The sequence below is a fragment of the Paenibacillus sp. CAU 1782 genome (genome assembly GCF_054551715.1).
Genome location: NZ_JBTOLL010000020.1, coordinates 1 through 17,749 on the forward strand (window position 1 = coordinate 1; position 17,749 = coordinate 17,749).

The following is a 17,749-nucleotide window of genomic DNA, read 5'->3' on the forward strand; positions in this document are numbered from 1 at the left end:
ATCTTCAGATACATCATGGTCTACTACAACAGGCAGCGAATCTATACCTCTAATCCAGGGGGCTGGCCCCCAGCTATTTATCGCGAAAGAGTGCTATCACAAGCAGCCTAGTAACGGGATTTCAGCATGAGTGTGTTTTCAAACTGCACTTTTATTGACAACTCCATTCACAACTACCACCTGCTTGGCGCATATTATTGTGATCTGACTCATTATTGAATGTGCTGGTCGGTAGGTATAGCGGGTTAAAGATTAATGCCCTTTAATAATGCCTGAAAGTGCTTGATAGATGACTTGAATTCCCGCCTCTATACGATCCTCATGAATGTTTGAGATGTTAAGGCGAAGCATTTTGGGGGAAGCCGCTGCCGCCGTCTCAAAAAAATAAGGATCTGTAGTGCCCGCTATGATGCCTTGGGATCTCAGACGTTGTAATAATTGATCCTGCCTAACCTCATCCGGCAGAGGAAGAACGGTATGTTCACCGCCTGTGCGAGGGGCGAGCCGGAAGGGAGAAAAGTCCGGGTAGTCGTCCAATGCCTCAAAAAGCTTGGTCATCCGCCGTGCGTACCTGGATTGTATCGTTTTTCGATGTTGAGCAAACATTCCGTTGCGGATATACATATCCAACGCAGCTTGCGAAAGAATAGAGCTGTCGATATCGAGCATTCTTTTGTGCAGGCTGAAGGTTTCCGACAATGCTGAAGGTAATACTGCGGCTCCAATGCGCAAGCCGGGAAACAAAATTTTGGAAAAGCTTTTCAGATAGATTACTCGATCTTCCGTGTCATAAGACCTTAGTGGATCTTGTCTGGAGTTGTCCTCCAAATCGGCCAGATAATCATCTTCTACCAAATAAACATCGTATTTGGCTGCCATGGCGATTAGTCTTTTTTTGTCGGCTGCGGATAACGAAGTTCCTAATGGGTTGTGGAAACGCGGCATGACGTAAAAAAACTTGAGCGATTCCTCGCGAAAACGTTGTTCTAATACCTCCCAGTTTAGCCCTCCCAGGTTGCGGGGGACACCAAGCATAGGAACGTTTAGGCTCCGCAGCAGCGGCGGCATATTATGATACCCCGGCTGCTCCAGAAGTACATTGCGCTTACCGCCGGGGAAAGGCATTAAGGCGAGGACAGCCAAGGCTTGCTGAACGCCGGAGGTAATAAAAAATTGCTGAGGTTTTGCAAAAACCTGATAATCTGCAAACTGGTTTTGCAGCAACCCGATTAAAGATGGAAGACCCCGTTCTGTCCCGTAAAGAAACAAATCCTCATGATTTTTTTCCATAGCCTGGGCGACACAATGTTTGAAATCTCCATATGGGAACACGCGAGGATCAGGTGCAGCTGAGGCGAAATCAAGCAACCCTTCATCCAGAGCCTGGTCGTCTCTGCCTGTTGAATTTCTGACTACATAATATCCGGATTGCGGCAGGGCATAAACTAAATGCCGCTCCTCCAATATGGAGTATGCACGGATTACGGTGCTTATACTGCAGTTATACTGTTTTGCTAAAACACGGACGGCAGGCAGTTTGATGCCTTGCGCTTTATGATGGATAGAATCTGATTGATCTGCTTGCTGTCTAATCCACTGCAAGATTGCGTCAGCGATTTGCTCGTATTTTTTCATTACAGCCGCCTCTATGAACTGTACCGGTACAATTCTCTTTTTTACACATTGTAACCGAATTAGTCGCAAGATACACTATAGAAGCAGCTTGGCACAACACAATCATTTGGAGGAAAATAATTATGAACACATCACGATCGCAGCAATATGCATATCTGGCCGCCATTTTATACGCAAGTATCATCGGATTATCCTTCTTATTCGTTAAACTGACCGTTCAGCAAGCTCATCCCATGGATGTGTTAGCTCATCGATTTACTCTATCCCTGATCGTTACAAGTGTTCCAATCGCGTTAGGCTGGTTCAAGTGGAGCTTAAAATGGAGCGATATTTGGCGGATCATTCCATTGGGGCTGTTGTCGCCGGTCTTATTCTTTCTGTTTCAGGCATTTGGATTGGTTACGTCCAACTCCTCGGAAGCTGGCATTATACAAGCAACTGCACCGGTATTCACGCTGTTAATGGCCTCTTTGTTTCTGAAAGAAAAAACATCGTTGCTGCAAAAGCTTAGCTTGCTGCTATCGATAGGCGGAGTTATTTTTATTCTTGCAATGAAAGGCATCGGGTTATCCCTCGAAAACTTCCAAGGCATCGGATTGCTGCTTCTGTCTACCTTGTGCTTTGCAGGGTATGGGGTACTTGCCCGTCCGTTAACCCGCCGCTACAAGCCGATGGAACTCACATGGGTAACATTGGCGCTTGGATTCCTGGTGTTTAACGCTGCTGCATTCATACGTCATGCGATGGATGGAACGATGGATGCTTATGTGGCTCCGCTTACTGATCCCGGTTATTTGGGGGCACTTGGATATCTGGCGATATTGTCCACGATGGGAACAACGTTGTTGTCTAGCTATGCCTTAACGCATTTGGAGGCTTCAAAGGTGAGTGTATTCAGTAACCTGGCAACATTGATCTCAATTGCGGGTGGAGCATTGATTTTGGGCGAGCCGTTATTCATGTACCACTATGTTGGGGCTATCCTGATTATTGCGGGTGTATTGGGCACCAACAGAGATGCCAATCCGTTGAAAGTTCGCAAAACCGGGAAGTAACATAAAGCTGGGATAAAAGCGGACAAGTAAATAAGGAAGTAAGTGAAAGAGTAAGTAAGTAGTGATAGAGTAATTAAATGAGTAAATGAGTAAGTAAGCAAATAAGTGAATGAGTAAGCAATTGAGTAAATGAGCAAGCAATTGAGTAAATGAAGTAAGTAAGTGATAAAAGAGTAATTAAATGAATAAATGAGCAAGTAAGCAAGTGAGCAAACGAGCAAACGAGCAAACGAGCGAGCCAGCCGTATGGAGATAAGTACCGAGAGAAACAAAAAAGGAAGCACGTAATGGCAGAATAAAGGCTAAGAGATATCTTGAATAAATGCAAAAAAAGTTGAGTGGATAACATCATCATGTTTTCCGCTCAACTTTTTATTTTGGAGGCATATTAGCCTTCCCTATTCCTAACCCTTGAGAGCTCCACATAAGAAGCAACAATAACGGTACACGCGCTCTACTATTTATAAAGAAGTGCTTGCCGCTGGTTTGATCTGGTAGCTTTTTCTGCCTTCCTGCAAGGCTTGTCCTTCGTCAGCCACAGCGGGAGACAATGCCCAGCCAAAAGAAAGCACGGAGGATAGAAGCTCCGCTTCGGAATCGGTCAGAGCAGCAGAGACGGCCTCTTCGCCGGCTTCCAGCGACAAAACGCCCTCCTGCTTCAAAGCAACCAGAATCCAGCTGTGAATGCCGCGAATCGTATTATATTTGATTTGATAGCCATCCTGAACGGCGCTTCGGAACAACTCTTCATTTTTTTTGGCGAAGGACGTCAAGAGAGTGTAGTCAAAATGGAACTTGCTGTCGTCCTGCGGCAGATTCCCCTCCAGTACCTTTTGAATGAGCTCATCCTTTGGCCAACCCAAAGCCTTGACCGACTCCAGCATAAGAGCGTCCCATTGAGATAGTTTCGCTTTTGCTTGCGATAATGAATGGGTCATGCGGTTATCCTCCTCATTTTCCATGCAGGTGTGTAATACAAAAGCAAGAGACGCCGTGTGAGGCCGCCTCTTGCCAATGTTGGTTGTGTAAGCTGGATTATTTGCTGGCTTTGTACGCGTTCAGGAATTCCTTGACTTTAGCCGCGTCGGCTTTCAGTTCCAATCCGGTGTCAACAAGCGGGCTGAGGGTAGATACAGCCTTGAATTTGTTACCGCCGTAGAACGCCAGAATTTCATCCTGATTGATGGAATACAAAACAGCTTTACGCAGATCTACGCTTTCCGCTACAGGGCGGTTGCTAGTATTGAACAGCAGGTAGGATGCAGCGTTGCTTGGAACAGTTTGCAGCAACAGCTTGCTGTCGCCCTTCACAACATCAAATTTCGTTTCGCTTACGCCATAATACAGGTGGATTTCACCGCTGCGAAGCGCAGCCAGAGTGCTGTCTGCATCTTTGATGAAGCGAACATTGATGTTTTTGATTTTTGGTTCGTTTTCAGTGCCCTTCATGTAGCCAGGGTTTTTGTAGAAAACAGCTTCGTAATCATTTTTGTAAGCCAGGATGTAAGGACCGCTTGCATACAGCGTGTTGTTGTATTGAGCGCCTTCTGTTACGGTGTTTTGGTCGCCGTATGGAATATCTTTGTTGACGTCGAAGTTTGCTACGTCATACGTGTTGATGGCTTGAACCTGTTTTTGCGATACGATACCGGCAGATTGGTGAGCCAGGTAATTCAGAACTTGCGGGAAAGGTTTGGTTGTAGTCAATTTAACAACCTGGTATTTGCCGTCTTTGTTGCTTGCTTGGTTTTTATCGGAAACCAGCTCGGATATTTTGGCGTTCAGGCCATTTTCAAGAGCCGCTTTTACCGTTTCGGAGCTGCCGGATACTTTCAGCGCATCCAACGAAGCAACATCTGTTACAAGCTCAACGTTTTGGATATGCTCATGCAGCGTGTACGTACGGTGGTCAGGCACGGAATTTTTGTCTTTTGCACGCAACAGGGAGAAGATAACGTCGTCTGCGCCTACGCGCTCGCCGGAATCAACCGCTGTTTTGTTTTCAACACGGGCGAAGTTGATGTCGTCTCTCAGAATAAAGTAATAGTCGGAGTTTCCTTCAGCAATCGCGTGGTTCAGAGACAACGAACCTTCCGATGTTACTTTGTCATCGTCAGTCAGGTTAACGATACGAACGTTGGAGTTGGTGTTGATGATGTTGATGGAACCGTCATTGCCTTTGATTGGATCAAGCGATGTCAGAGTAGGCATCGTGGATTGCAGGACAAGCGCATCGGTTTCACGCTTGGATGTGTCGTTAAAGTCCAGCGCTTCCCAAGGCAGGGAACGCGATTTGGACAAGCGAACGGAATCTTTGTTCAGCACCTCTTGGTTAAATGCCTGAGATTTCAGCGAGCGGTACAAGGGCGCGATATAAGCTTTTTCAAAAACCAGCTTTTCTTCAAAAGCTTTGTAGGTTTCTTTATATTCTTCCGGTGTTTGAGTGGAAGCTTTTTCGATCAGCTCGTCGATTTCCGGATCGGACAGCTTGCTGTAGTCTCCGCCTGTTTTGAACAGCGAACGAACTGCATAGTCCGGGTTGCCGGTAACCGTAGTCCAGCCGGACAGGGAAATATCGAAGTTGCCGGCATCTTCTTGCGTTTTGAAGCTGCCGTAGTCTGGTTGAATGTTCAGTTTAACGTTAAAGCCGTTTTTGTTCAGTTGGTCGCGCACGATGTTGAGGTCGGCCTCGTTGGAGCTCATCCCGAGCAATTCGATATCCACGGGATTATTGTCGACGACAGCCTCGGTGCCCGCTGAAGCGGATGGGCTTGGGCTAGCTTCGTTAACGTCGTTTTTGGTGGTCAGCTTGCAGGCGCTTAGCAGAAGTGCCAAGCTTACCATTAGCAGTGCGACCAGCCTCATTTTCTTTTGCATGATTGTCTCCTCCTGTGTATCTAGATATATGTTAACTCACATTCATGCTTCGCCATTTTCGTTTGAACGGGAATGACGACGGAATATGAATGAGGTCCAAAATGGAAGGCCGTTAGGCCGTTTTAATCGGGTGTATCACCCTGCTAATCTGTTGTTAATCCAGCTTGGGATCAAGCGCGTCGCGCAAGCCGTCGCCCAGGAAGTTAAAGGACAGAACCAGCAAAATGATGGCAAGACCCGGATAAATGGCCGTGAACGAATGCGTCTCCAGATAGGCGCTTCCCAGCTTCAGAATATTGCCCCACTCCGGAATATGCGGCTCAACGCCAAGTCCGAGGAAGCTTAAGCTGCTGGTAGAAATGACGGCGGAACCAATCGTAAGCGTCGACTGCACGATCATGGGCGCAACGGAATTCGGCAGGATGTGCTTGAACAAAATAATCCAGTCGTTCGAGCCGAATGCCCGTGCGGCCTGAACATATTCCAGCGTCGAAACTTGAAGCACGTTCGCTCGCATGGTACGCGCATAGGTTGGAATGGAGCTGACGCTAAGCGCGATGATCAAATTGACGGTGCCGGCTCCAAAAGCCGCGATAATAGCAATGGCGAGCAGAATAGCGGGAACGGCATACAAAACATCCAGAGCACGCATAATTAGGTTGTCCGTGCGTTTGCCGTAATAACCGGATAAAGCACCTAGCAAACCGCCGATCAACAGTGGAATCAAAGTAGTTAAAAAGCCAACAATCAACGATATGCGCGCCCCGAACACGATGCGGGAGAAAAGATCCCGTCCATAGTTGTCCGTACCGAGAGGATACTCCGGCGTTGGCGATTGCAGAATAGCGCTGTAGTTGTTGTCGATAGCCAAGCCGTAATCAAATGTGATCAGGCTGGTGATCGACAGGGTTAGAAGAAACGTTACAAACAGCAGTCCAAGCATGGAGGTTGAGCTTCTTGACAATCTTTCAAAAACATCGCCAAAACGCGATCCAGACGTAAAACCTCGATTGCGAAGTTTGGCGAGCAGCATCAGACTGAGGAACAAGGCAAACAAATTGCCGGTTGCAGCCGTTGCCAGCAAAGCAATCGCAACAATTGCCATCCACCGCGGAAGAACGGCGCCGCCACCGAATTTTGCAATCAGCAGCAGGGATATCAATTGAATAATTCCCGCAATCAGCAGCAGCGACATGCCGGACAGGAAGCCATTAGCTACATAAGGTTTAAACAGGTTTAGGGCAGTTACGCCAAAAACCAGTACGGTAGTCATCAAAGAATAAACAGCCAGTGTATAAGCGGCGAATTTGTTTTTTTTCACGAGGTGGAATGCTGTCGAAGCGACAAAAACATTGCCTGTGAACAAGCTTGGCAGCAACAGAAAGCCAAGTCCCCGGGTCGCTTTGCCTATTGCGGCATGCTTGATGAGATTAGTCCGGATCAAATACCAGACAGTCAGCTGCAGCAAGCCGAACAGACCAAAGGCAATTCCGGCCCCCAACCCGATAGGCTTGAAGCTGCCATCCGCCGGGCTATAGGCATTCCATAACAGCAAAACGGCGATCGCCAGCGAGATAAGCCCGGCAAAGCTTGCTTGCCCGTATTCCGAATTGGATTTTAGCCGAAAATTCAGCTCTTGCTTGGTTAACGAAACATTTTTCACGGTCTGCACCTGCTTCAGTATTGTTTCATTTTGGATCGAATCCGAGGATCAAAAAACGCATAGAGCAAATCCACAATTACATTAACGATCGATATTGTGATGGCTACATAGACGACGCCGCCCATAATAGCGGGGATATCGGGAATGAATTGACGGTCGACAATGTAGCTTCCGATACCGCTGATATTAAACACCTTTTCCGTCACGGCAGCGCCGCCCAACATCCCGCCGAACATGAGGCCAATAACGGTGATGATGGGAATGAGCGCATTGCCGATGGCGTGCTTCCACAGCACTTGCCCGGAACGCAAGCCTTTGGCTTTGGCTGTCGTTATGTAGTCCTCGTGAATGACCTCAAGCGTGGAAGAACGGGTCATCCGCGCGACGGCGGCCGTAAAGCCGGTACCAAGCACGATGATCGGCATGACTGCAGATACCCAGTTATTAGGGTTGTATGTCGCCGGAAACCACGGCAGCTTGATCGAAAAGTTCAGAATAAAAATCAAGCCTTGCCAGAAGTTTGGAATTGACAATCCGAGCAGAGCGATAAACATAAAGGTATAGTCAAAAAAGGAATTGGGTCTGGTCGCCGAAATAATGCCGATCGGCAGCGCGATCACAACCGCAATGAGCGTCGCTATCACCGAAAGAGTCAACGTAATCGGGAATTTGTTGGAAATAGCGGTTGCCACTAATTCGTTGCCGGCAAACGACTTGCCGAGATCAAAGGTCAAGATGCCTTTTAGCGACTGCCAGAGCTGTACCAGATAAGGCTGATCCAGGCCATACATGCTATTAAAAGCCGCGATCTGTTCAGCGGTGGCCGTTTCTCCAAGCAGGTTGGCTGCGGGATTCATTGGTGATACATACAGAATCGTAAAGACAAGAACGGCAACTCCGATGATGACAAAAACGGTCATAACCAATCGTTCCGCAATATATTTCAGATAGGGATTGGCGTACAATGCCATCAAAAGATACATTGGGAATCCAATGACAAGAGATAGCGCAAAATAACCGGGATGGCTAATAAAACCATGGTAGGTGTCGGCAAAGGAAAAACGCGGGCTATCCGCTTCCTCCAGCTTGCGGGCAAGCTCTTCGCGAACGGCGGCATTAAACCGGGTTTCGGCTAAAGCTGCGGCTTCCTTCTCCAGGTCTTCCTTGCCGGCGTTTTTGCCGAAAAAGGCATGTTTGCGGGAAATTTGTTCCCGTGCTTCCCGAAGGAGCTCATTGCGGAGACCGGAATCCAGCAGTTCCTTGCTGATCGTTTGGGAAATATTGCGATAACCGCCTTTAGCGAGGCGATAACGATATAATATGTAGAGAAGAATGGTAAGCGGCGCGCCGAATACCAGTAGAAGGAATCGGTAGGACGGATGAAGAAGCATTTTGCGATAGAGGGATGCCGTTCCGTCTGCGATGCCGTTTTTTCTTGATGCAACATGCCCTGCCAAGCTGGTCCGCTCCTTTACAATCTATTTTTAATTTGCATTATTCCGATTGATATAGTAGATTTTATTTTACGAACTGCAAATTGTCAATAAAAACACGGCACAAATCACACAATCTTCATTATACAATATATAATAAGGATTAGTTAAGCCAAATGATGCGCAAGCATCGTTTTATCCCTATTACTTGATTATAGTATATCCATAACAACAATTAATGCGGCACTAAATATACAAAATGCGGATGCGGGTGACAACATGAGTGTATTGTTAGAGGTCAAGGATTTGGCGGTATCATTTTTTGCCAGAGACAAAGAGGTTGAAGCGGTTCGGGGCGTAAGCTTCGAGGTGCGCGAAGGAGAGACGCTGGGCATTGTCGGGGAATCCGGCAGCGGCAAAAGCGTAACGGCGCGTTCGATCATGCGGCTGCTTCCGTCCCCTCCGTCCATGGTAAAGGGCGGCCAGATTCTGTTTAAAGGGGAAAACCTGGCTTACAAATCGGATCGGGAAATGGAGAAAATCCGCGGCCGGGATATCGGTATGATTTTTCAAGATCCGATGTCATCTCTGAATCCGACCATGCGAATCGGCAAACAAATTGAAGAGGGGCTTATCAAGCATCGCAAGCTGAGCAAGGCGGAAGCCCGCAAGGAAGCAATCGCTATGCTGGAGCTCGTCGGCATACCTAACGGCGTAACCCGGTATACGCAATATCCGCATGAATTTTCCGGCGGCATGAGACAACGGGTCATGATTGCCATCGCGCTTGCCTGCAACCCGTCCCTGCTTATTGCGGACGAGCCTACGACCTCGCTGGATGTTACGATTCAAGCACAAATTCTGGATCAGATGAAAGTGCTTCAGAATAAATTCGGCACGGCCATCATTTTGATTACGCATGATCTGGGTGTTGTAGCCGGCGTGTGCGACCGAGTTGTCGTCATGAAAGAAGGCGAAATTGTCGAGACGGGAACAACGGCCGAAATATTCGCTAATCCCTCTCACCCCTATACAAAAAGGCTGCTAGGCGCTTTGCCGCGTCTGGATGAGAAGAAAAAGCCCAAGGCGGTGCCCGTTAAACAGGAGGGGCTGCCGATTTTGAAAGTTTCCTCTCTGAAGCAGCATTTCAACATGGGCAAAGGACAAATTCTTAAAGCCGTTAATGATATCAGCTTTGATGTGTGGGCTGGAGAAACGCTTGGCGTAGTCGGGGAGTCCGGCAGCGGCAAATCGACGACGGGCCGCAGCATTCTGCGCCTTAACGAGGTAACAGGCGGAGAGGTGTTGTTCAAGGGCATTCCACTGCAGCATTTGAACCGGTCGGAAATGAAAAAGATGCGCCGTTATATGGGCATGATTTTTCAGGATCCGTATGCTTCGCTTAATCCTCGTCTTCGTGTTGCGGACATTATCGGTGAATCGCTGGACGTGCATGGTTTGGCATCAGGCAAGCGGGAACGATTGAGAAGGGTGGAAGAGCTTCTGGACATGGTGGGGCTGGAATCTTCCCATGCCATGCGGTATCCCCATGAATTTTCCGGGGGACAAAGACAGCGGATCGGCATTGCCCGGACGCTCGCCGTTGAGCCGGAGCTGATCGTTTGCGACGAGCCGTTATCTGCACTCGACGTGTCTATTCAAGCCCAAATCGTCAAACTCCTGGAAGAGCTCCAGGAAAGACTGGGTTTGACTTATCTCTTTATCGCGCATGACCTCTCCATGGTCAAGCATATCAGCGACCGGGTAGCGGTCATGTACAAAGGAAAAATTGTGGAGCTGGCGGAAAGCGAAGAGTTGTATGCCAATCCGCTGCATGACTATACCAAATCGCTGCTGTCTGCCATTCCCGTGCCGGACCCCGAGATTCAATCCCGGAAAAAACCGATTATTAATGCGGAAGCGGGAAAAATCGATCCATACGGGCTGGACCGTTCCTCTTTTGTGGAAGTCAGCAAGGGGCATTGGCTTGCTGTGGCGCAGAAGTAAGGCTATACGCTCAAAGTATCCGGCTGTTTGTGCACGATCGACTTATGATGATGTTTTGTACAAGCTTTTGCTAGGGAGTGTCTGAACATGCCTTGAGCGAGTTTCCTGACACGCCCTAGAAAGCTGATCAGTAAAAAAGCGCGAATCAGGAACTGAAACGTTCCCGACCCGCGCTTTTTCTTTTTCAGCTACTTTTCCGATTGTTGCAGGTGATCGGTTTATTACAGCAGGGAAGCCAATACAATGGCGAATTCGCCGCGTGTCAGCAAGTTGCTGCCGCCTTGGGCCGCCTCAAAGGTTTTGCCTGTCAGCTCGCTGTATCGCGAGAGAATCAAATTCATATGATCGGCGGTAATGCCTTTGTTTGGTTGGAAGCGGCCATTTCCGTCGCCTTGCACCAGGCCGGCTTCCGCCGCCCAACCGACGTAACCGCTATACCAGCTGTTTTGAGCTACATCGCTGAACAAGCTGGATTCGGCAATGTCCACGCCCAGCAGTCGGCCAAGAGCTGTTACTGCGGCAGCTCTGGATAAGCCGGTGTCAGGAGAGAATGTTGTTGCGCCGGTACCTACCATAACGCCTTTGGCGTAGAGAGCCTGAATGGCTTCATAGGCGCTATCTCCCGGCTTGACATCCGTAAACGGCAAACCGCCGATGGTAAACTGCAGACGGGTTGCCCCTGTATAGGTCTCGTTGCCAGATATAACGGCAATCGTCAGCTGATATGTGCCGTCGGCTTCAGGCAGGATTGCGGCGAGCGCCTCCATTCCATCCGAAAGCAGGACGGATTCCGAATAGTTTTCAGATGGCACATCGGTAATGGTAATCTGAACATCTTCCTCTGGAACCTCGCGGTTGGCCGTAATGCTGTTTACGGCAACGCTTTTCCCGGACGCCGCATTGGAAATGCCTTTCCCTTCGTTCACGCTAAATGTTACTTTTTGCTTGCCGGAGGCATCTGTGGAATCCGTAACGGCGGAGAAGCTATGCACCGTTTCCGTCAAAATAAAGGAGACCGATGCTTCGCCGGTTGCAGCTGCTCCCGTAGTCGCTTGTCCGCTTGCCGCAGGAGGAGTCATGCCTTCAGGCATCTGTGGGATTTCACCGGATGGAGGCTCGGGAGCTTCGCCCGCGGGAGCCGTTCCTTGCTCGCCTGCCGGCCGTTCCCCGCCAGGAAAGACGCCGTCAGGGAAAGCGCCGCCGGCTCCAGGGAACCCGCCCATCATGCCGAAGGAGTTTCCGCTGTATTGCTGCTGGACTCCGTTCACATAAACGGAGTAATCCGTGTTAAGAGCCAAATCGGAAGACGTGAAGGTTAAGCTTTGGAATGCTTTTTCCGCGGTGTGGCGGAGCAGCTCCTTGCCATTGGCATCGGTAATTGTTACGACGCTGCCGGCTGATTGCGTAGAAGCAAACATAAGCTCCATGAAAGGTTGCTTGGAATTGGAGCTAGCCGCATCATTGCGTGTGCCTAATGCGATGACAGTGCCGCCGTTGAGCGTTATGTCCCCATCGGCGTCAATTCCGCCGTCCGGGCTGCGCTCATTGGACATCGTAATGACGGTGCCGCCATTAATCGTCAAGTAGCCGTTGGAGTCGATGCCATCCCCTTCGGCCCCCAGGCCGGCATTGACATGTAAATATCCGCCGTTGATAGTCGTAACGGAAATGCCGTCTTCATTTGTATTGATGCCATCATCCTGCGCTTTAATATAAATATTGCCGCTGTTTAAGGTGAGATGCAGCTCGGAATCCAGACCTTCGTTTTCGGCTGTAATGTACAGCTTGCCTGTTCCCGCCGTCTCGCCGCTGATGTTCATGGACATTTTGGAATAGAAGGCGCCATCGTATTTGTGAAGCTTTTTGGTTGTGCCTTCTTTATAAATACGGGCGACATATGAACCACTCACCTCATTAACAGAACCGTCTGCAAGGATTACCTGGGCGCCTGCTTTGGACAAGTTTGTTACGCCTCCCGTATCCTGACTTGCGCTATAAGGCTCATAGACGTTGTAAAAGATGACGGCGGGAGCTACTGTGGAAGTGATGTCTACGCCGTCCAGAATCAAGGTTACGACCGCTGCGGGATCATCCGAAGCGTCTTCGCCAAGATCAATGGCAAGCTGTCCAGCTGTCAACGTTCCCGAAACACGGTATGTACCCGGCTTTGTAATGGTAACGACGGTATGAGCGTCTGCTTCGCTGGCATCATGCTCGTCCACGGCCGTCCCTTCGCCGTAAGAAGCGCCTTGTCCGGCTTTATAGTAGATAATGTCTGCGCCTGTGTATACGGCAGAGGAAGATTGGGTCGAGGCGGTTGCGCCGTTTACCGTGACGCCGCTGTCGGCTAACTTGATTACGGTTTCGTCACTGCTTGCCGCATTTGCGGATGAAACAAAAAACAAGCAAGACCAGCTCATTACGACTGCAAGCAGCAGAGAGGTTGATCGTTTCAACATAAGGCTTACACATCCTTTTTTTAGTATGCTTGCAGTATAAATGCGTTTTCTTAAATGAATCTGAAGTGGAAACGGGCAAAAAATTTTGTAATCTTCCGTTCATACGTTGTTCATATTCATCTTGTACAATGAAAACTGTCACGGACGCCGTACACGTCCTGGACTTTTCTGTATTGTTAAGCAGGGTCTGTATACCGGTGCAGCCAGCTTTAGCCACAGAAATTTTTTTTGCACCTTTGTCGATAATGATTATCATTATCTTATTGCATAATAATCTGTGGTTCGCCGTTGGATTCATTTTTATAGCAAAGGGGAGATGAGCCCGACCTTCAATGGAAGCGGGGAAAGGAACGAGAAGCGGGAATTGATTGTCGCCAGTCAGGCCACTTTATTCATCCAGCCAGGAAAAATAAGAATGAAAACAAATTGAGGGAGAGATGATTCAATGAACTTTTCAATGAAAAAAACCTTGCCTGTTATGATCCTGACGTTAGTACTTTCGCTTGTAATGATTGCCGGTTCTGCGTTTGCAGCAACCTCGAAGGATTACAGAATCGTACGTGCCGACAACCCTGAAGTAAATTCCAGAGCCAATGACTTTGCGGTCACTCCTGCGTCTGTTGGGGACGACGGCACAACGGTCACACTGGGCTTCAACACTTCTTTCCTGTTCAATATCAATTCGCTGAGCATCTCCAATGACGGCGGTTCCACGTATACGACGTATTCCGGCACGACATCGGGCGGCGTGATCAACTTTACGTTCCCGGTTGATGATTTCTCCGTTAATACAAAAGCCAAAATTGCGGTTTCTGTCTTCGGGCTTTACAACGAAACTTACGATATTCAAATCAAATGGCTCTAGAGCCCAGGGCTTGAAATACTGCCTAACGTACGTTTAGAAGAAAGCTTTTCCTTTACTGTAGAAGCGACAGGCAGGTCGGTTAACATCGATCTGCCTGTCGCTTGTGCGGGAAAGCGGCCATTGGTTTTCTTCACAATCTATAATGCGAGGAGAGAAAAGGATTGAAAAAATCATTTAAGCGTTATTTAGCAATGCTGCTTTCATGCTTGCTTCTGTTGTCCGCCGCTCCGGTATATGGGGCCGATACGACATCAGCGTCAAAGGTTAGGGACGGGGAATATTCCGTTGACTTCAGAATTTTGAAAAATGGCACGAACAGCCAATCTGTAGCAGAGGGTTACCTGGAGTCGAAAACCGGGAAGCTGATTGCCCAGGACGGCAAGTACAAACTTCAAATCAAATTCATTAACTATGATTGGTTCCATTATTGGGGCAGCTTGAAAGCAGATGGAACGCCCGCTGGAGAAAACGCGGCTGCTGCGTCGCAATACGACGAAGCCAAGGAAATTGAAGTTTTGCCCGGTATGACCAAACGAGGCGTAGGAATGCCGGATACTCAGGTTGATGATTATTATGGGACAGTCGAGTTTGCAATCGAGGATATCCGAGTGAATCAGGATGTGTTGATGCACATCGTTGTAAAAGACACCTATATCTACAATCCGGGAACGGATTCGTGGTTGGAGTTTGGCTACAACAATTGGTACAGAGCGCAAATCGCAATTGATGTCAGCAATCTCCCTTTTGTTCCGCTTAACGATGAACCTTCCGGCACCGGCGCTACTCGCGAAGCTCTTTCCGAAAAGGTTGAGCAAGCCCGGTTGCTGCATAGAGACTCTGTAGACGGAAATTGGGAAGGAGCGTACCTGCCGGGGGCAAGATCCTCGCTGTTGTACGTAATAGAAAAAGCCGAAGCTCTTCTTGCCGATGGGGCAGCTGACGCGAATGACATTAACAAAACCTATAATGAGTTGGTTCAAATGCTGTCTTATTTTAACGAACAACTCGTTCATATCGATAAATCTGCTCTGCTTAATGTGCTGAATCAAGCAAATAGTCTGAAGCCAACGCTTTCCTACGTCGCTCCAAATGACGTTTATCAAGCAGGGTATATCGTTGGTTACGCAATCTCTCTGGATACTGTATTGCTCAATAGTCAAACTGTCTATGATAACGGACAGGCAACACAGGCAGAGGTAGATGCGAGCAGGACCGCATTGCTAAATGCATTGTCCGAAATCGAAAGAAACCGCATTGTCGAAGGCAATACCAAGCTCATTGTGCTGGACTCTCTGGCTTCCGATGCCGTAGAATCCGTCCATCGCGATTTGTTCGAAGAAGTCGTTGCCACTTTCACTAATGCTTCTAAGCGCACGCATGTTAATGTAACATTGAATACAGGCAAGGATGACCTGGAGGCAACGGCGCTAGCTTATTACAGGCCTGCCCTCAATGGAACAACGACTTTTGTCAGCCTAAAGCATTATCCGACGGAGACGGGTATTGATAAGGGTGCGGACAAATATTCTCTGCAATTTATACTTAATCCAAGCTTGAGCGCAGGTCAGTCTGTTAGCGGAATCATTCATTTGAATTACGCAACAAAGGAAGAACCAACCGTTACCCAATCCGTTTATTTAAGCATGAATGGTCAAGCGCTAGATAACTTGAACAAGGATGTTGCCTATGCTGAAGGCTTAGCTAACGGGAATCAAAATGCCGATGGAGACGCCCTTGCGAAGCTGCAGCAAGCGATTGTTGAAGCAAAAGCGGTTGGACAACAGCTTTCGTCGACACGTCCATCCATCGATTTGGCTTCCGAGAATCTGGGCAAGGCTGTTGGGGAATTCCTTACAACGAAGAACGAAACCAGACATTATACAATCGCTCATGCAACGGATAGCGCATTCTCCAGCTCGGACTCCTACTTTGGCAAACCGGCAGTGTTTGGCGGAGACGGCGCAGGAGCAAATTCCGTTATCATTACCATTTTGAACAGTTCGCAAATCAAGTCCTTCCAATATAAACAAGCAGACGGTACTTATGTTTCGCCTCAGGTGCTGTCGGAAGATACGTCCGGCAATTCCCGCACTGTGCTGCTGAAAAATATTAGCGCAAGCGGCTTGCTGGACGCCAAGCTGCAGGTCTCTATTCCCGCAGCCAACTATGAGCGCACTCATGATATTCGAATCAATTGGAACGGTGTTGACAATGCCGAATTGTCCGGTGAAATCAATGCCGGCAATACGAAGCTGCGCTCGGTCCAAGCAGGGACAGAGCCCGGCCAATACCCTGCCGCAGCGATAACGGCGTACAGAGCAGCCATTGCGACAGCTTCCCTCGAGGCTGTTAATACAAACGGATCGCAAGCGGCAACCGACGCCGCGCTTAACGCATTGCGTCAAGCAGTCCAAACCTTTAACGCTGCTGTCGTGCCGCCTGCAACGGGCAATCCCGATCCCGGCAACCCAGACACGGGAACGAACCCTCCAGTTACGCCTGTTGGTCCGGTGTACCCTGCTGATGGAACCTATTATGTTCCATTCACCATATTGAAGAAGGATTCCGGCGAGACTTCGGTAGCGAATCAATATTTTGTTAGTCCAGCGCTTGTGAAGGTTTCCGGCGGCAGCAAGACGGTTTCTTTCACCGTGCAGCAAAGCGCCGAAATTACAGGCCTGACAGTCGGCGGCTCCAGCGGTTCCGTCACTTCAAGCGATGCAGCAAAAAACACGCGGGTCGTTACCTTTACCCTATCCGATTTGTCGCAAAAGCTGAGATCGTGGGTAAAAGTGGATTGGCCTGCCGTTAACTACCATTATTCCTATGATATCGACTTCTTGTTCAACGAAGCAGGAGCTTATGCTGCAAGCGGCTCTGATGTGATTGGAGGAGGCCCTGTTGGACCTCCGGGATTGCCTAATCCAGCAACCCCCGGAAGCGGGACAACGCCTGGCGACGATGGAGACGACGAGCAAAGCGAAGGCAGCGAAGGCGCCAATCCTGGAACAAATCCGGGAACGCCAGCGACGCCAAACGTAGAATTTTCCGATACAGCTTCACATTGGGCAAAAGAGAGCATCGACCGCGCAGTGAAGCTTGGTATCGTAAACGGCTATCAGGACGGCAACTTCCGTCCGGAGAACGTGGTTACGCGCGGCGAGTTTGCCGTTATGCTGAGCCGCGCGCTGCAGCTGGAAGGAGAAGGAGATTCCTTGGCCTTTGGCGATATCGGCGACATTCCGGCATGGGCTCAGTCCCATGTGGCACGCGCCGTTGCGGCGGGGTTGATCGGGGGCTTCGAGGACGGCACATTCCGTTCCTCGGGCAAGCTATCCAGAGCGCAGCTGGCCGTTATGGTGTCAAGAGCGGCGGATCTGAAGCTGGATGAAGCAGATGCCGTTACATTTGACGACGGCGGTCAAATTCCGGCATGGGCTCAGAAGGAAGTGGCGGCAGCCGTCAAGGCGGGCCTGATCCAGGGCAAAGAAGGCAATGTCTTCGATCCCCATGCAACAGCAACAAGAGCGCAAGCATTAACCTTGATCATGCGACTTGTGGACAGCTTCACTCAATCCTGATCAATCCAATCTCCGATGTCTTGTCACTTCAACTCCGGGCTGCCTGACGGCGGCTCGGGGTTGTTGCTTTTTAACACGCTACGTTCAGGGGAATGGAAAATTGTAATCTGCTATTCACACGCCGTTCATATTTGGATAGTACAATGGAATCTATAGTGATAATCAATATCAATT

The 17,749-nt window shown here is 49.0% G+C and carries 10 protein-coding genes; 4 read left to right on the plus strand and 6 right to left on the minus strand.

Going from position 1 to position 17,749, the window contains the following annotated elements; translation table 11 throughout:
• Positions 1-252: 252 nt before the first annotated feature.
• Positions 253-1,635 (minus strand): aminotransferase-like domain-containing protein, encoded by a 1,383-nt coding sequence (locus ACX93W_RS23820; protein WP_459394883.1) that lies wholly within the window; start codon positions 1,633-1,635, stop codon positions 253-255.
• A 122-nt stretch (positions 1,636-1,757) separates the two neighbouring features.
• Between ACX93W_RS23820 and ACX93W_RS23825 the strand changes: the two genes are divergently transcribed.
• On the plus strand, positions 1,758-2,690 hold the full coding sequence (locus ACX93W_RS23825; protein ID WP_459394884.1) for a DMT family transporter: 933 nt from the start codon (positions 1,758-1,760) through the stop codon (positions 2,688-2,690).
• A gap of 461 nt (positions 2,691-3,151) precedes the next feature.
• Here the strand turns inward: ACX93W_RS23825 and ACX93W_RS23830 are convergent, their stop codons facing one another.
• The 4 genes from ACX93W_RS23830 to ACX93W_RS23845 form a co-directional block, all read right to left on the minus strand.
• Entirely contained in the window at positions 3,152-3,628 is a 477-nt protein-coding gene (locus ACX93W_RS23830) for a hypothetical protein (protein ID WP_459394885.1), read from the minus strand.
• Positions 3,629-3,725: 97 nt separating this feature from the next.
• The gene (locus ACX93W_RS23835; RefSeq protein ID WP_459394886.1) at positions 3,726-5,567 is read right to left on the minus strand and encodes an ABC transporter substrate-binding protein; all 1,842 of its coding nucleotides are present in this window, start codon (positions 5,565-5,567) and stop codon (positions 3,726-3,728) included.
• A gap of 154 nt (positions 5,568-5,721) precedes the next feature.
• The gene (locus tag ACX93W_RS23840) at positions 5,722-7,230 is read right to left on the minus strand and encodes an ABC transporter permease (RefSeq protein ID WP_459394887.1); all 1,509 of its coding nucleotides are present in this window, start codon (positions 7,228-7,230) and stop codon (positions 5,722-5,724) included.
• A gap of 14 nt (positions 7,231-7,244) precedes the next feature.
• Entirely contained in the window at positions 7,245-8,687 is a 1,443-nt protein-coding gene (locus ACX93W_RS23845) for an ABC transporter permease (protein WP_459394888.1), read from the minus strand.
• A gap of 255 nt (positions 8,688-8,942) precedes the next feature.
• Here ACX93W_RS23845 and ACX93W_RS23850 point away from each other — a divergent pair, with 255 nt between their 5' ends.
• On the plus strand, positions 8,943-10,670 hold the full coding sequence (locus tag ACX93W_RS23850) for an ABC transporter ATP-binding protein (protein ID WP_459394889.1): 1,728 nt from the start codon (positions 8,943-8,945) through the stop codon (positions 10,668-10,670).
• 221 nt (positions 10,671-10,891) lie between these two features.
• On the opposite strand, the gene ACX93W_RS23855 is transcribed toward ACX93W_RS23850, so the two are convergent.
• A complete protein-coding gene (locus ACX93W_RS23855) occupies positions 10,892-13,129 on the minus strand; it encodes an S-layer homology domain-containing protein (protein WP_459394890.1) in 2,238 nt (745 codons plus the stop codon).
• A 445-nt stretch (positions 13,130-13,574) separates the two neighbouring features.
• Between ACX93W_RS23855 and ACX93W_RS23860 the strand changes: the two genes are divergently transcribed.
• Positions 13,575-13,994, plus strand: a complete 420-nt coding sequence (locus ACX93W_RS23860; protein WP_459394891.1) for an NEAT domain-containing protein — start codon at positions 13,575-13,577, stop codon at positions 13,992-13,994.
• A gap of 161 nt (positions 13,995-14,155) precedes the next feature.
• Positions 14,156-17,575: an NEAT domain-containing protein gene (locus ACX93W_RS23865; protein ID WP_459394892.1), complete on the plus strand. Its 3,420-nt coding sequence runs from the start codon at positions 14,156-14,158 to the stop codon at positions 17,573-17,575.
• Positions 17,576-17,749: the final 174 nt, after the last annotated feature.

Excerpts from the sequence above, each read along its gene's own strand:
- ACX93W_RS23830 (WP_459394885.1), bottom strand. The coding sequence starts at position 3,628 with ATGACCCATTCATTATCGCAAGCAAAAGCGAAACTATCTCAATGGGAC.
- ACX93W_RS23850 (WP_459394889.1), top strand. The coding sequence starts at position 8,943 with ATGAGTGTATTGTTAGAGGTCAAGGATTTGGCGGTATCATTTTTTGCC.
- ACX93W_RS23860 (WP_459394891.1), top strand. The coding sequence starts at position 13,575 with ATGAACTTTTCAATGAAAAAAACCTTGCCTGTTATGATCCTGACGTTA.
- ACX93W_RS23825 (WP_459394884.1), top strand. The coding sequence starts at position 1,758 with ATGAACACATCACGATCGCAGCAATATGCATATCTGGCCGCCATTTTA.
- ACX93W_RS23820 (WP_459394883.1), bottom strand. The coding sequence starts at position 1,635 with ATGAAAAAATACGAGCAAATCGCTGACGCAATCTTGCAGTGGATTAGA.
- ACX93W_RS23835 (WP_459394886.1), bottom strand. The coding sequence starts at position 5,567 with ATGCAAAAGAAAATGAGGCTGGTCGCACTGCTAATGGTAAGCTTGGCA.
- ACX93W_RS23855 (WP_459394890.1), bottom strand. The coding sequence starts at position 13,129 with ATGTTGAAACGATCAACCTCTCTGCTGCTTGCAGTCGTAATGAGCTGG.